This is a genomic window from Prosthecobacter sp. (assembly GCF_034366625.1).
Lineage (GTDB): Bacteria > Verrucomicrobiota > Verrucomicrobiia > Verrucomicrobiales > Verrucomicrobiaceae > Prosthecobacter.
Window position 1 is genome coordinate 366,420 of the sequence record NZ_JAXMIH010000005.1, and the last position, 14,194, is coordinate 380,613.

Annotated in this window: 18 protein-coding genes; 13 read left to right on the plus strand and 5 right to left on the minus strand. The window is 60.1% G+C overall.

The window, feature by feature from the left end; translation table 11 throughout:
• Positions 1-19 precede the first annotated feature (19 nt).
• Entirely contained in the window at positions 20-472 is a 453-nt protein-coding gene (locus U1A53_RS02485) for a hypothetical protein (RefSeq protein ID WP_322278779.1), read from the minus strand.
• Between the two features lie 283 nt (positions 473-755).
• Between U1A53_RS02485 and U1A53_RS02490 the strand changes: the two genes are divergently transcribed.
• From U1A53_RS02490 to U1A53_RS02515, 6 genes are all read left to right on the plus strand, one after another.
• Positions 756-1,214 (plus strand): universal stress protein, encoded by a 459-nt coding sequence (locus tag U1A53_RS02490; RefSeq protein WP_322278780.1) that lies wholly within the window; start codon positions 756-758, stop codon positions 1,212-1,214.
• 89 nt (positions 1,215-1,303) lie between these two features.
• Positions 1,304-1,744 (plus strand): hypothetical protein, encoded by a 441-nt coding sequence (locus U1A53_RS02495; RefSeq protein ID WP_322278781.1) that lies wholly within the window; start codon positions 1,304-1,306, stop codon positions 1,742-1,744.
• A 71-nt stretch (positions 1,745-1,815) separates the two neighbouring features.
• On the plus strand, positions 1,816-3,381 hold the full coding sequence (locus tag U1A53_RS02500) for a hypothetical protein (protein WP_322278782.1): 1,566 nt from the start codon (positions 1,816-1,818) through the stop codon (positions 3,379-3,381).
• Positions 3,382-3,423: 42 nt separating this feature from the next.
• A complete protein-coding gene (locus U1A53_RS02505; RefSeq protein WP_322278783.1) occupies positions 3,424-4,275 on the plus strand; it encodes an alpha/beta hydrolase in 852 nt (283 codons plus the stop codon).
• 66 nt (positions 4,276-4,341) lie between these two features.
• Positions 4,342-4,953 carry a plastocyanin/azurin family copper-binding protein gene (locus tag U1A53_RS02510; RefSeq protein ID WP_322278784.1) on the plus strand — a complete coding sequence of 204 codons (612 nt, stop codon included), beginning with the start codon at positions 4,342-4,344 and terminating at the stop codon, positions 4,951-4,953.
• A 21-nt stretch (positions 4,954-4,974) separates the two neighbouring features.
• Entirely contained in the window at positions 4,975-5,391 is a 417-nt protein-coding gene (locus U1A53_RS02515) for an OsmC family protein (RefSeq protein WP_322278785.1), read from the plus strand.
• Here U1A53_RS02515 and U1A53_RS02520 read toward each other — a convergent pair whose 3' ends face one another.
• Both U1A53_RS02520 and U1A53_RS02525 read right to left on the minus strand, forming a co-directional pair.
• Positions 5,392-6,111, minus strand: coding sequence for a hypothetical protein (locus U1A53_RS02520; RefSeq protein WP_322278786.1), 720 nt, complete (start codon positions 6,109-6,111; stop codon positions 5,392-5,394).
• Between the two features lie 23 nt (positions 6,112-6,134).
• Positions 6,135-6,851: a DUF1080 domain-containing protein gene (locus U1A53_RS02525; RefSeq protein ID WP_322278787.1), complete on the minus strand. Its 717-nt coding sequence runs from the start codon at positions 6,849-6,851 to the stop codon at positions 6,135-6,137.
• Positions 6,852-6,966: 115 nt separating this feature from the next.
• Between U1A53_RS02525 and U1A53_RS02530 the strand changes: the two genes are divergently transcribed.
• Positions 6,967-7,386, plus strand: coding sequence for a VanZ family protein (locus tag U1A53_RS02530; RefSeq protein WP_322278788.1), 420 nt, complete (start codon positions 6,967-6,969; stop codon positions 7,384-7,386).
• Here U1A53_RS02530 and U1A53_RS02535 read toward each other — a convergent pair.
• Together U1A53_RS02535 and U1A53_RS02540 are read right to left on the minus strand one after the other, a co-directional pair.
• On the minus strand, positions 7,349-8,551 hold the full coding sequence (locus U1A53_RS02535; protein WP_322278789.1) for a complex I subunit 1 family protein: 1,203 nt from the start codon (positions 8,549-8,551) through the stop codon (positions 7,349-7,351). The genes U1A53_RS02530 and U1A53_RS02535 overlap by 38 nt on opposite strands.
• 79 nt (positions 8,552-8,630) lie before the next feature.
• Positions 8,631-9,008, minus strand: a complete 378-nt coding sequence (locus U1A53_RS02540; RefSeq protein WP_322278790.1) for a DUF4282 domain-containing protein — start codon at positions 9,006-9,008, stop codon at positions 8,631-8,633.
• 94 nt (positions 9,009-9,102) lie between these two features.
• On the opposite strand from U1A53_RS02540, the gene U1A53_RS02545 reads away from it, so the two are divergent.
• The 6 genes from U1A53_RS02545 (at position 9,103) to murJ (ending at position 14,188) form a co-directional block, all read left to right on the plus strand.
• Positions 9,103-10,203, plus strand: coding sequence for a TraR/DksA C4-type zinc finger protein (locus U1A53_RS02545; protein WP_322278791.1), 1,101 nt, complete (start codon positions 9,103-9,105; stop codon positions 10,201-10,203).
• A 23-nt stretch (positions 10,204-10,226) separates the two neighbouring features.
• Positions 10,227-10,400 carry a 50S ribosomal protein L33 gene (rpmG, locus tag U1A53_RS02550; RefSeq protein ID WP_294397372.1) on the plus strand — a complete coding sequence of 58 codons (174 nt, stop codon included), beginning with the start codon at positions 10,227-10,229 and terminating at the stop codon, positions 10,398-10,400.
• Positions 10,401-10,418: 18 nt separating this feature from the next.
• On the plus strand, positions 10,419-10,658 hold the full coding sequence (rpsR, locus tag U1A53_RS02555; protein ID WP_322278792.1) for a 30S ribosomal protein S18: 240 nt from the start codon (positions 10,419-10,421) through the stop codon (positions 10,656-10,658).
• 91 nt (positions 10,659-10,749) lie between these two features.
• Positions 10,750-11,538: a GTP cyclohydrolase FolE2 gene (folE2, locus tag U1A53_RS02560; RefSeq protein ID WP_322278793.1), complete on the plus strand. Its 789-nt coding sequence runs from the start codon at positions 10,750-10,752 to the stop codon at positions 11,536-11,538.
• Complete coding sequence (locus tag U1A53_RS02565) at positions 11,535-12,578, plus strand: L-threonylcarbamoyladenylate synthase (RefSeq protein ID WP_322278794.1); 1,044 nt, start codon at positions 11,535-11,537, stop codon at positions 12,576-12,578. The genes folE2 and U1A53_RS02565 overlap by 4 nt, the downstream gene beginning before the upstream one ends.
• A complete protein-coding gene (gene murJ / locus U1A53_RS02570; protein WP_322278795.1) occupies positions 12,575-14,188 on the plus strand; it encodes a murein biosynthesis integral membrane protein MurJ in 1,614 nt (537 codons plus the stop codon). Before U1A53_RS02565 ends, murJ begins: the two co-directional genes overlap by 4 nt.
• Positions 14,189-14,194 lie beyond the last annotated feature (6 nt).

The window sequence follows — 14,194 nt, forward strand, 5'->3', positions numbered from 1 at the left end:
GCCGTGCCTGCCCCGTGTCTCACACCAGACACCACAGCAGCGACACCTTTTGGGGCTTGAGCGGTGTGACGGCGCGATAAGCCTGGCTTGCGAGGACGGCGGCTTCAAATACCGCCAGTCCTGCCGGTGAACCGCATTGGTGCCCGCCTTTCCCCAGTGTCAGCAGACCATCGGTGGACGCGTATTGCAATGTCAGTGAGAGCTGGCTCATGCCGTCCTCATCCTCATCACCGGGCTCGATGAACTGACGCGTCAGCTCCAGTTGGAAATTCGGCCCCTGGCCTTGGTCATACGTACTCCATTGGAAGAGGAGCGTGTCCCCCTCCTCGTCCTGGATGCAGTTTTCCGCACGTACGTCGTGGTAGAAGGCCAGCATCCGTGCCAGAGCCTTCGCTGCGTCGAGACCCTCCACCGTCATTCCAGAGGCGTTGACGGAGTCTTGAAACTTGGCGGCGGAGTCTGCAGGGTGCATGGCTGAAAGAGGAAAGACTGGAGCAGGCTGTCTGATTTCGTTGGCGATGAAGATGGAGGAGTGAGGCGTTCTATCGCAGTGAACGTCCTCATTATACGCCTCACAGCTCTTCTTTGAGTGTCAGATGTTTTACTGGTGACTGCGGTGGCACAGGTGCCGGTCACATTTTCGAGCGTTTTCGGAAAAGTCCTGCCCGGTGGAACTGGCCCGCCCGGACTCCCATGATGGATTTTCACATCCGGCATCTGCTGTTTTACGTTTGTATAAGCAGGAGGACAACCCCATGAAAACCATCGTTGCCTTGGTGGACTTCACCGATGCCTCATCCAAGGTGCTCAAGCAAACCCATGCCCTGGCATCCGCCCTCGGCAGTCAGGTGGTTTTGATGCACGTGGTGCTTCGCGAAATGCCGGTTGCCACTTACGGCGGCGAAGTTCCACCCATTCCGATCGAACCCTCGCCGGAAACCATTCTAGCGGACCAGAGACAGCTCGACGGGCTTGTGGAATCATTGACCAAGCTCGGGGTGGATGCTCGCGCGCTGCAATTCAAGGGCCCAGTGGCGGAGACCGTCCTGGCTGAAACACCACGATTGAACGCCGATCTCGTCATCATGGGTTCGCATCACCACAGCGCTCTCTACAACCTGTTCATTGGCAGCGTGACTGCGGACGTCCTGAAACGCGCGCCTTTCCCGGTGCTCGTGGTGCCGTGCGATGCTCCGGCGCAAGAAAAGGCATGATCATGGCCGCTTAGGCCGCGAGGTGCGTCGTGCTCTGCCTTTTTTATCGCAATTTGGGCAATCACTGGCACAGCATGGGAGCATTCCACATGAATTCTTCCATCCATCCCATCGTCGTGCTGGCCGTGTTGGGCATCGTGGCGTCATTGATCTTGATGGTCACGGTCTTTCACGTGCGTCGTGCGGGTCTGAAGGTGCTGCTGGTGCTCATCGCCGTCCTGACGCTGGCACCGGCGGGGCTGGTGGTGCTGACAATGTATCCCGAGTGGGTGGATGCACGCTTTCGTAGCTACAAGGCCTTCTATGACGGCATCCAGCTCGGCATGACGCGCGATGAGGTGCTGACGGTGCAGGCGAAACTTTATCCTGACAGCGGTCCGCGTCAGAAACCCCGCATCATCGTCGATGAGGTCGAGAGCCTGACGTTTTTCATGCATCCCGAAGTTTCCGACAGTTCGGTGAATTGCGAGGGCATCCTGCTCCACCTCAAGGAGGGCAAAGTGGTCTCGAAAGTCTATTCACCAGATTAGCGTGCATCCGACACAAACTTCATCTTTTCCTCAACAGCGCCGTCGTTGGCGCTGTCTCTTGCTCGCGCCCCATGCTGTTCCGACCACCCCCTCGATTCGTCATCTTCACGCTGAACAGCGTGATCCTGACAATCTGGCTTTGTCTTCCGACGCCGCTCCTTGCCGACTGGCGCGATGACATCGGCTACACCCAGCTTGCCGCCGAACTTGGCGTCTCCATGCCCACGGGCGCGGGAATTCCCCTGCTGCAGGCTGAAGCCAACTCAGTGACCTCACCACCCGATTATCTGCCGCAGGCCGGCGGGCCTGGCTCATTTGCTGGCGCAGGTTCTTATGCCGGCAAAACATTTTACGCCGAGTCCGGTGCGGGCGTGGTTCTGGGCCACGCTCAATCGGTGTCCTCCTATTTCTACGCGAATGGTTCCGGCATCGCTCGTGGTGCCACGGAGATTCACAACTACACCGCGACGGATTTCATCAACCGCCTTAACAGCGCAAACGCGCCGGAAGCATTCCCCGGCCGCGTGCATAACCATAGCTGGGTGGGCAGCGCCGGGAGCGCGGACACGCAGCTTCTGCGCCGCCTCGATTATCTGATCGAGCGCGATGGGCGCATCGTGGCCACCGCGCTGGACAACAGCACCGGCGCCATGTCAGGGCTCTTGGGCAACAATTACCACGCTCTCACCGCCGGCCTCCGCTCCGGGGGGCACAGTCAGGGCGGGACGAACACCGATGGCAGTGGACGTATGAAGCCAGATCTCGTCGTTAATGAGAGCCTGACCAGCTATGCCGCACCGGTGATCGCCGGATCGGCCGCCGCACTGCTACAGTCTGCGGTTGCCTCCGGGAACGCAAATGCGGAGAAGCCCCAGGTCATCAAGGCACAGCTCCTCGCAGGTGCCTCAAAGCAAAACCTGCCGCAATGGCAGCGTGATGCGGACACCGAACCTTACGACGACGTTTTCGGCGCTGGTGAAATCAATCTGCGTAACGCGTATTACATCCAGCAAGCCGGTCAGCACACGTATTCCACGAGTGTGGAGCGGCCATCCCGAGGTTGGGATTTTGCCACCGCGTCTAACACCACCGGACGCCGCTATTTCTTCAGCATCCCGACAGGGAAGTTTGCAGGCATTTTTTCCGCAGCACTCAACTGGCATCGTACACTCACCGGGATCGCAGGCACCTACAGCAGCACCACTTACAATCTCACCCTGCGTCTTTATGCCTCCCAGAACTTCACGCCGGACGCCACAGCGATCAGCGCTTCCACCAGCAGCGTGGACAACGTGGAGCACCTGTTTCAATACAATCTGCCGCCTGGCCAGTACATGCTCGAAGTCACCTCCGGGACCAATAACCGCCCCTATGCGCTTGCCTGGGCCGCTCAATTGGGCACCGGACCCATTCTGACGCCGCGAATCAGTGACGGACAACTCACCCTCGACGCCGCGAATCTTGACCCCCAGGTCAGCTACACTCTCGAAAGCTCCCCCAATCTCGCGGATCCATGGACTGTCGAGCAAACCTTTCGTACCGCTGACACCGTGCCCTCCTTCACCCACAGTTGGCAGAATCCATCCTCGCTCACAGGCAGCGGCTTTTACCGTCTGCGCTGGACGCCGGTGCGTTAAAAGGGACTCTTGAAAACGTAACCGTTCACCCGATTGAACGCCATGACACTTTGGAAACGCTTGCTGCGCCTCGTTGCCATTGCCATCCTCACCCCTGCGATATTCCTGCTTGGCTGCCAGTCCAGTCTCATCTACCACCCGAACCCCTGCCGACCGCAGCACGAAAGAATGCTGAGCGCCATGCAAGGTGCTCGCGTTCGCTTCACCACCTCGCAGGGCACGCAGACGGCGTTTTACATCCCGCCACGCGCGAGCACGCCGGGCCTGCCGCCAACGATCTGGCTCTGCTTCGGTGGGAACGGCGCTCTGGCGCTCGACTGGCTGCATTTTACGGACGCGTGGGACGAACAATTTGCATACTTGCTCGTCGATTATCCCGGCTATGGCGACTGCGAGGGTGCGCCGACGCCGGGGCGCATTCGTGAGAGCAGCAAAGCGGCTTTCGAGGCGCTGGCGAAGCATTTGAACACGACCAAAGAAGATCTACAGCCACGGATCGCAGTGCTGGGCCATTCGCTCGGCGCTGCGGCGGCGCTGATGGCGGCGGAGGATCTCGACGTGCGCCGCGCGGTGCTGCTCTCCCCTTTCACCACGATGACGGACATGGGCCGCCTCGTGCTCGGCTGGCCGCTGTGCTATTTGAACCTGCACCGCTTCGACAATCGCAAGACGCTGCGCCACGTCGCCTCGCGCACGGGTGCGCGCCTTGTGATCTTCCACGGTGCGGCGGACGAGGTGATCCCTGCGCACATGGGGCGTGAACTGGCGGTGGCGCACCCGCAGGTGGTGACGTTCCATGAGGTTCCGGACGCGCATCACAACGACATTCTGGCGCTGATTTCGGATCGGGTCGGCAAGGCCATGACAGAGGTCGCGGGCGTGACGGCCCAGTGAGGCACACGGCGGTTGCTTTCGAGCGGTGCTGTGCTCTGATGCGCGCTCAAACCTCCATCCCAAGCCATGTCCGCGCACTCCCCTTCCTCGGAAAAATCATCCTCCATCTGGTCCACTCTCAATGCCATCATCGGCACCGTCATTGGCGGCGTTGTCCTGCTCTGGGTGCTGGCTTTTATGTGGAAAGGATGGATCTCCCTGCGTCCGAAGCCGAAGGCAGAAACGCCTGCTGCCGTTGCCGCAGCCCCGGTCGCTGGTGCGGCTGCACCCGCCGCCACTTCGGCCCCTGCCGCCAATCTCCCGGTGCTCGAAGTCACCATCAAGCCTGACTCTGCCAACCCGCTGGCCTACGATACGAAGAGCATCAGCGCCAAGGCTGGCCAGAAGGTGAAGGTGACCTTCATTAACATACATCCTACCCTGCCGCAGCCGCACAATTTCGTGCTCGGCAAGCTCGGCACGAAGGACAAGATGATGACCATCGCCATGAGCGCGATCACGCTGGTGGACAAGGGCTACATCCCCGACTCGCCCGACATTCTCGCCCACACCAAGCTCCTCAACCCCGGCCAGACCGAGTCCATCGAGTTCACGCTGCCTGCCGCCGGTGAATACCCCTATTTCTGCACCTTCCCCGGTCATGTCGCGATCATGAACGGCATCCTCACCGTGCAGTAATCATCGCATTCTCCGCAGCCTATGGCCGTTTCCATCAGCATCGATTACGAGGGTGGCCTGCGCTGCCGTGCCACGCATGGCCCCTCGCAGAACCAGATGGTCACGGATGCGCCGGTGGACAATCACGGCAAAGGCGAGTCCTTCAGTCCCACCGATCTCGTCGCCACCGCGCTTGCCACCTGCATGGCGACGGTGATCGGCATCAAGGCGCAGCAGAAGGGCTACGACCTCCCCGGCATGAAGGTCAGCGTGGAAAAGCACATGAGCACGGACAGCCCGCGTCGCATTGTGCGCTTGCCCATCACCATCGAGATCCCGCTGCCCGCCGATCATCCCGACTGCAAAGTTCTCGAAGCCACCGCTCTCGGCTGCCCCGTGCATCACAGCGTGCATCCCGACATCGACAAGCCGGTGACGTTTGTGTGGAGCGGGAAGTGATCACCGCCGCACCCAGTACGCATCGGGGGACAGGCCCACCTGCCAGTTGCGCTCGTGCATGTAGGAGTAATCCGTCTTGCCCTTGGCACCGATCATGAAGGTGCCTGTGGCCCGTTTCCAAGCCTTGCTAAAGCTCTCCGCCGTGTGGCAGCCCCAGCTCTGGCAGTAGGCTTTTTTGAGGAAGGCCCAGCGGCTGATTTTACCCAGATCATTCTCATGCAGCCACGCGGTGGAGGTGGCATACACATCGGAACTGTAATCGAACATGAAGCTGTACTTGTTCGAGTGGCCGAAGTACTCAAAGCCGGAGATCTTCATGCCGCTGCGTCCTGAGGCGCCGTGGTTGATGTAACGGATGAGTTCATCCGTGCTGCGGAACCAGACAAGGTTGATGAATGGATACGCCTGCGGCACGGACTCGATGTTCTGCGTCAGCGGCTGGTGGTCGGCGGCGGAGCGGCGTACATAGCCGTCACGATACACCAGCCAGGTGATCTTCGTGCCCGGAGGAGCCGTGCTTTGGATATCCTGCATACGCACGCGAGCGGTGCGGATGAAATTGCCCCACCAGCGGTCATGCTGCTCCCCCGGTTTGCGCAGATCCTCGAACCGCCGCACGGCAGGCCCGCCGCTGACGACGATGTATTCGGTTCCAGCGACCGCCTTGGCAGCAAGGCCGCAGGTGCACAGGAAAATCGCGGAAAAAATCAGTCGGGTCATGACAGCGTGATGAATGCCAGGGCTTACTTCGATTCGACGAGCTTGAAGTTCTTGAATTGAACGATCATCGGCGGGCCCTGGTGAATCTGCAGCGCCAGCAGACCTTCCTTCGGCGCATTGGCGGCATCTTCATCAGTCACATCGACCGTCTGCATGCCATTGATGAAGTGTTGCACATGATTGCCCTTGGCGACGATGCGGTACTCGTTCCAATCCTCTTTCTTGATCGCGGCCTGGATCGCGGCGCTATCGCCCACGGTGCCGGCTTTTTCGACCACCGGCTTCTTGCCGTCCGGACCGGCCTTGATCACGGTCTTCTCACCACGCAGGGCCAGAATGCCGCGACCGCGTTCTTCATAAAGAATGCCGCTGTATTTTTCCCCGGCCTCAAAATCGGCCTGATAGCCGCTGATGATCGGCCCGAACTCGCCTGGGGTGAGTTCCTTGCTGCGGTACTGGACGCCAGAGTTGCCCTTTTCGATGCGGAACTGGAACGTCAGCTCGAAATCAGCCACGGTGCCGCCCTTCCAGACGAGGAAGGTGTTGTGCTTGATGATGCCTTTCTTCGGATCGGCGGGGTCAGGTGGCGTGATGCCGGTGATCGCGCCGTCCTTCACGCTCCAGAGGTCTTTGTTGCCCTCCCAGCCGGTCAGGTCTTTGCCATTGAAGATCTCTTTCTCTTCGGCGCTGGCAAAGGAGAGCGCGGTGAACAAAGCGGCGAGCGTGAGGTGCAGTTTCATGGTTGGATGAGGTTGGGCGGGCGAGGTGTAACGCGAGGGCGTGCGCTTGTCTATCGCTTTGCGGGCGTGGCGAATCGTGCTTGCGGTTCTTCCCGCCGGTGATACACCGCGCGCGATGCAACTGCCGCGTTTTTTCTCCTCGCCCCAACTGTGGCGCTCGTTCGTCATCCTTTGGGCGGCCGTTCTCTACTGGCTCTCAGAGCAGAGCAAACTGCCCTCGCCTGGGAAATTCGAGGGCATCGACAAAATCGAGCACACACTCTATTTCGCCGCCGGTGGCATGTGCTTCCTGCTCAGCCTGCGGCTCGCCGGTTTCGCCCGCAAGACGGCGGTCGCCATCGTTTTGACCGTGCTGTTCTGCTCCATTGTCGGCGTCCTTGATGAGTGGCATCAAACCTTCACCCCTAGCCGTAGCGGCGGCGATTTACGGGACTGGATCGCTGACACGCTCGGCGGCTTCCTCGGGTTTTTCCTCGCGTTGTGCGCTGAGAAATGGCTCACTTCAACGGGAACCACCACATCAGCAGCGCGGTGAGGAACACGTTCGCGAGGGCGAGTTCGAAAAAGACCTTCCAGCCGAGCGCCATGAGCTGATCGAAGCGGAAGCGCGGCAGCGTCCAGCGGATGACGATGAAGAAGACGATGAAGAAGAACACCTTCGCGAAGAACGTCGCGATGTGCAGCAGGCCGGTGTAGAGCGGCGTGTCGCCGGGGCTGAAATGGAGCTGCAGCGGGATGATTTTTTCCAGCAACGGCCAGCAGGGAATGCTCCAGCCACCGAGGAACAGCGTCACCGCCATGCCTGAGCCGATGATCATGGCGGCGTATTCACCCATGAAGAACAGCGCAAACTTCATCGAGCTGTACTCCGTATGATAACCTGCCACCAGCTCCGTTTCGCACTCGGCTAGGTCGAAGGGCAGGCGGTTCGTCTCCGCAAACATCGAAACGGTGAAAATGACAAAGGAAATGGCAATGGGGATCAGCAGCACCCAGCGTGCGACGCTGAGGCCTTCGCCCCAGAGTGGCAGCAGCAGCCAGCCGTTGGCATCTTGGAACGCGGACATCTTGGTCAGGTTCAGCTCACCGAAAATCATCAGCACCGGGATGACCGACAGTCCCAGCGAGATTTCATACGAGATCATCTGCGCGCTCGCACGCACACCGCCGAGGAAGGGGTATTTTGAATTGGAGGCCCAGCCAGCGAGGACGATGCCATAGACCCCGAGAGAGGCGATGGCGAAGGTGAACAGCGGCCCGACACTCAGATCAGCGATCACCATTTTGATCGGCTCGGCGAGCCCGAGAAAGGACAGGTTCAATTCACTGCCAAACGGCAGCACCACGCAGGTGAGCAGGGCAGGCACCACCGTCATGCAGGGCGCGAGCCAGTAATAGAAGGTGCGCACATGGGCTGGAACAAAATCTTCCTTCAAAATGAACTTCAAGCCGTCCGCTGCCGCCTGTGCCAGACCACCGATGCCAAAGGGCTGCCAGTCTTTCTTGAAGCCCAGCAGCGTCAGCGGCACGCCCACGCGGTTTGGCCCCACGCGGTCCTGAATCACCGCCGAGATGCGTCGCTCAAAGTAAACGGCGATCGAAACCAGCGGGAGGATGACCAGAAAGGTCAAAAATACGATCTTCCCCACCGAGGCGGCGAGGGCAATAAGATCAAGATTGGCGAGCAGTGGCGTGAACATCAGCGCGGCGATTATCCGGCCCTCCGCATGGGCGGCAACCCGATTTTGTGAAAAGTTTCACAAAGTCCCCCTCTTTGGGTCACAGAGGCTGATTCGCAGGCGGAGCTTGGGCAGACTTTGCCCCCGCTTCCTCGTTCAGCGGCGCGATGTGGTCGGCAATGCGGAAGATCGCGAGGATCAGTTCCACCGCCACGCGTGCGACGATCAGGTAGAGCAGAAAGGCCAGCGGTGCGGTGACCATCTGGAAAATGCCCGTGAACGTGCCGTTCTGGAAGCCGCTGAACATGTAGGACAGCGCATAGAACGAGGCCGCCAGCAGGCTCAGCACATACAGCATGCGCACCAGCCGCGGGGTGACAAAGCGCTTGAAGGAAAGATCCAGCACGAGGTCGAGCACGGCACGGATTTGCTGCCACAGGCTGGAAAGCGCGGAACCGGGGGACTGTTCGGCATTCATGACCAGCAGAGTATCCCGGCAGAAACCTGCCGCAACCCGTCAGATCACTCATCTGGAGGGGCTTTTGCAACGCCTCGGAATAGTGGTTGCGCGCATGGACAACCACAGCCAGAATCCGCGCCTCTTTTTCCGCATCCGTGGCCGGGTGCGGTTATACGATAAGCTCATCGACAATCCCAACATCGACCTAGTCATGCCTGCGAAATCCAAGAAAACCGCAGCTAAGAAGCCTGCGGCCAAAAAGCCTGCGGCCAAGCCAGTCAAGAAAACTCCCGCCAAGGCAGTGAAGCCTGCGGCCAAGTCGAAGAGCAAACCCATTTCCAAAAAAGCGGCGCCTAAAAAGCCTGCTCCGAAGAAACCCTCCCCCAAACCTGTGAAGAAAACCGTTATCAAAAAAGCCCCCGCCAAGAAACCCGTTTCCGCCAAAAAGCCCGCCGTCAAGGCTGCTCCTGCCAAAAAAACCGCCGCGAAAGCTCCTGCCAAGGCCGTCACGCCTGCCGCCAAACCGGCTCCGGCTCCCGTGAAGCCCGTTGTGGCTCCGGTCAAAGCGACCAAGGCATCCAAGGCCGCGCCCGCCCCGCTTGTTCCCAAGGGTCGCACCTCGGTTTCGACCGCCGGCACACCGCGTTCACGCGCCAACCGCGAAGAAGAGGGCGTCACCATCGAAATCGCCAAGGGGCCGGTGAAGATGACCCCCTTCCTCAAGAAGCAGAAGCAGCGTCTCGTCGAACTGCGCGACGCCTACCTCAACTCCATCGAAGGCGTTGCCAGCGAGACCATCCGCAACGAAAACGGTGACTCCTCCGCCTTCGGCATGCACCAGGCCGATGCTGGCAGCGACGCCTACGACCGTGACTTCGCCCTCAGCCTCCTCGGCAAGGAGCAGGACGCTCTTTATGAGATCAACGAGGCTCTGAAGCGCATCGAAACAGGCACCTACGGCCTGTGCGAAGGCACCGGGGCCAAAATCCCCGAGGAGCGCCTTGAGGCCATGCCTTTCGCCCGTTATTCCGTCACTTATCAGGAAAAACTCGAGCGCAACCAGATGAGCGGCCGCTGGAGCCGTCCGGTGCATTCCCTCTTCGGCCTCGACAACGCCGACGATGCCGCCGACGACGACAAGGACGAGGATGACGCCACCCCCGCCGCCAACAATAACAACTCCGGCGAATCGCTTGACTTCTCCAAGGAGTGACCTAGCCTCCGCGCCCCAAATTTATGCCGCGAGAAATCATCACCCTTGAATGCACTGAAGCGAAGGCCGCAGGAATGCCGCCCTCCCGTTACGTGACCACGCGCAACAAAAAGAGCGTCCGCACTCCGGGTCGTCTTGAGAAGGTGAAGTTCAATCACTTCATGAAGAAGCGCACCCTGCACCGCGAAACCCGCTAATTTTTACCCACGACCGCCATGCAACCGAAGACCAAAGAACGCATGTCCAACTTCCGCCGCGCGAATCGCAAGATGCCGCGTCGCCGTGTGGACATTCCGGTGGAAAAGATTTCTTACACCAATCCTGAGCTGCTCGCCCGCTTCACCACCGAATCCGGCAAGCTCATCCCCCGCCGCATCACCGGTCTTCCAGCCTGGCTGCACCGCAAGGTCGTGCGCGAGATCAAGCGCTCCCGCGCCGTGAACCTCATGGCTTGATTCGTAGCTTCCGCCCGTGAAGGGTTTCTTTTGATCCGCTTCCCACTGTTGCATCACGCGGCAGTGGGAAGTTTCATTTCCGCCCCTGACCATGCCCGCCCTCACCGACACGCAAAACGAACGCGACGACCGCCGTCTGCCCATCGACCGCGTGGGCGTGCGCAGTCTGCGTTTCCCCATGCGCATTCGTGATCGCGACGCGGCCGTGCAGCACACCGTCGCCACTGTCTCGCTCGCCGTCGATTTGCCGCATCAGTTCAAAGGCACACACATGAGCCGTTTCGTCGAGATTCTGCACGCGCATGGAACCGAGCTGACCGTTTCAAACATCGTAGCCATGCCGCGTGAGCTGATGAAAAAGCTCCACGCCGACAAGGCGCACGTCGAAATGCGCTTCCCGTACTTCCGTTCTAAAAAGGCCCCCGTTTCAGGTGCTGAAGGCCTCCTCGACTACGGCGTCGTCTTCGAAGTGAACGCCGATGCCGCCAAGACCGACTTTGTCCTCACCGTCGAAGTCCCCGTCGCCACACTCTGCCCCTGCTCGAAGGCCATCAGCGACCGCGGTGCGCACAATCAGCGCGGCACGGTCACGCTCGCCGTCCGCTTCACCGAACCGGTGTGGATCGAGGATCTCATCGAACTCGTCGAATCCAGCGCCAGCAGCGAGTTGTACAGCATTTTGAAACGTCCCGACGAAAAACACGTCACCGAAGCTGCCTACGACAATCCCGTCTTCGTCGAAGACCTCGTGCGCAACGTCGCCGTGAAGGCCAAGGCCCACACAAAGATCACCTGGTTCCGCGTCGAGGCTGAAAATTACGAATCCATCCACAATCACAACGCCTGGGCGGTGATTGAGAGCCACACTTCCCCTTCATGAGTTACGTCACCGCCGTTCTGCCCACCGACCAGCCACCGCTCATGCACCAGGCGGTCGAGGAGGCCGTCCGGCTGCTCCGCGAAGGCGAAGTCGTTGCCCTGCCGACCGAAACCGTCTATGGCCTCGCCGCGAACGCACTCGATGCCGCCGCCGTCGCGAAAATCTTCGAAGCCAAAGAACGTCCCACCTTCGATCCGCTCATCGTTCATCTGGCCAGCAAAGAGCAGATTGATCTCGTTGCGGAGGTGCCTGCAGAGATCGCTCTGACCTTGAAAAAGATGGTCGAACGCTTCTGGCCCGGGCCTCTCACAATCCTGCTGCCGAAAAAGCCCATCGTTCCCGACATCGTCACCGCCGGACTGCCCACTGTGGCCGTTCGCGTCAGCTCCAATGCGATCTTCCGCCGCGTCATCAGCGCGCTCGACAAACCGCTCGCTGCGCCCAGCGCGAACCGTTTCGGCTCCATCAGCCCGACTTCCGCCAGCGCCGTGCTCACCGAGCTCGACGGCCGCATCCATCTCATCGTCGATGCCGGTGCCTGCATGTTCGGTTTGGAGTCCACCATCATCAAAATCGAGCCTGGCAGCCCGAAGATGTTTATCACCATCGTGCGCCCCGGTCCCATCACGGCGGAAGATTTGAAACTCTATGGCAAAGTGCGCTACGCCACGCGCACCGTCGTCGATGAAGCCACCGAAGCTCCCGGCCAGCTCGCATCGCATTACGCGCCGAAGACGCCGCTGCGCCTGCTCGAACGTCCGTCCGATTTCATCCCCGAAGAAGGCAAACGCTACGCCCTCATGAGCTACCGCGGCGAGGAAAAGGACGGTTATCTCAATCTCACCGACTGGGAAGAAGTCATGATGCTCAGCCCCGGCAACGGCAAGCTTCCTGAAGCCGCTGTGCGCTTCTTTTACGTCCTGCGCGCGCTCGACAAGCTCGGCGTTGATGAAATCATTGCGGAACCGTTGCATGAACACGGCATGGGCATCGCCATGATGGACAAACTGCGGCGTGCAAGTGTGCGCAAAGCCTCATGAGCGACGAAAAGAAAGATTCTTCCCAAGCACGGTCCACTGGGATCGTCTCCATCGCCATCCTCTGCAGCCGCGTCCTCGGACTCGTGCGCGACCAGATGCTGAACGGCTTCTTCGGCTCCGCCTTCACCGGCATCTTCACCGCCGCCTTCCGCACGCCGAACATGCTGCGCGATCTCTTTGCCGAAGGCGCTCTCTCCACTGCCTTCGTCACCACGTTCTCGAAGAAGATGAAAACCGAGGGCGACGAGGCCGCCTGGGTGCTCGCACGTAAGATGATCTCGCTCTCGATGTGGTTCATGACCATCGTCGCCATCGCCGGTGTGGCTCTGGCTCCGATTTTGTTCCGCATTCTCACGCCGGGCCTCAGTGAAGAGGCCAAAGTACTTGGGACATGGCTAGCGCAGATCATGTACCCCTTCATCGCGCTCGTGTCCGTGACGGCGCTAGTGATGGGCATGTTGAACTCGAAGAAGGTCTTCTTCATTCCCGCCGTAGCCTCCGCCTTCTTCAATCTCGGCTGCATCGTCGGCGGCGTTGTGCTCGCTTGGTTCATCGATCCTGGCTTCCGCCATGGCAATGTCAGCGAAAAGGGCCTCACCGGCTTCGCCATTGGCACCTTGATCGGCGGCGTGCTGCAGCTTGCCGTCCAGCTTCCCTCCCTGCGCCGCGTCGGTTTTCGTTTTCGCTTCGACTTTGGCTGCAAAGATCCCGCCGTGAAGGAAGTCCTGCACCTCATGTGGCCTTCCATGCTCGCCGCCAGCGGCACGCAGGTGGCCGTGCTGCTCAATTCCATCTTCGCCTCCTATACGGTGGGTAAAGAATCGTCTTTGGCCTGGTTGGCGAACGCCCAGCGCCTCCAGCAGCTCCCTCTCGGCCTTTTCGGTGTCGCTGTCGCCACCGTCACGCTGCCCATGCTCTCCCGCCTTGCCACCGAAGGCATGACGCCCGCGTTTCGCGGCGCTTTGGCCAAAGGATTGCGCCTCGTGCTCTTCCTGACGCTGCCCTGCGCTGTTGGCCTCTCGCTGCTCTCGCACGAAATCATCTCCATCATCTTCGAGCACGGCAAATTCACCGCACACGACGTGCAAATGACCGCTGCGCCGCTGCAAGCCTATGCATTTGGCCTCATCTTCTACGCCGCCATCAAAGTGCTCCAGCCCGCGTTTTACACGATCAACCGCCGTTTCATCCCGATGATGGTCAGCTTGGGCATCATCGTGTTCACCGCGACCGTGAACTCCATCACCGTCTTCGTCCTGGAATGGGATCACACCGCGCTCGCCTGGGCCACAGCGGTCGGTCTCGCACTGAATTTCCTCACGCTCTACCTCTGCATGCGCAAGTTCGCCAGCGGCCTCGAAACGCGTTCGCTCATGCAGGCGCTTATCAAGCTCATCGTCGGCATCGCCGCGATGTCCGGCATCTGTTTGGCGGCCAAATTCACGATCATGGCCGACTGGGCACACCTGAACTTCCTCCTGCGCTGCGCCACGCTCGGTGTGAGCATCGCCATCGCCGCTGTCGCTTACTTCGCCGTCACCAAAAGGCTCCAAGTCGAGGAATCGGGCGAATTCCTCTCGTTGCTTGGCCGCCGTTTTGGCAAAAGATAGCACCGC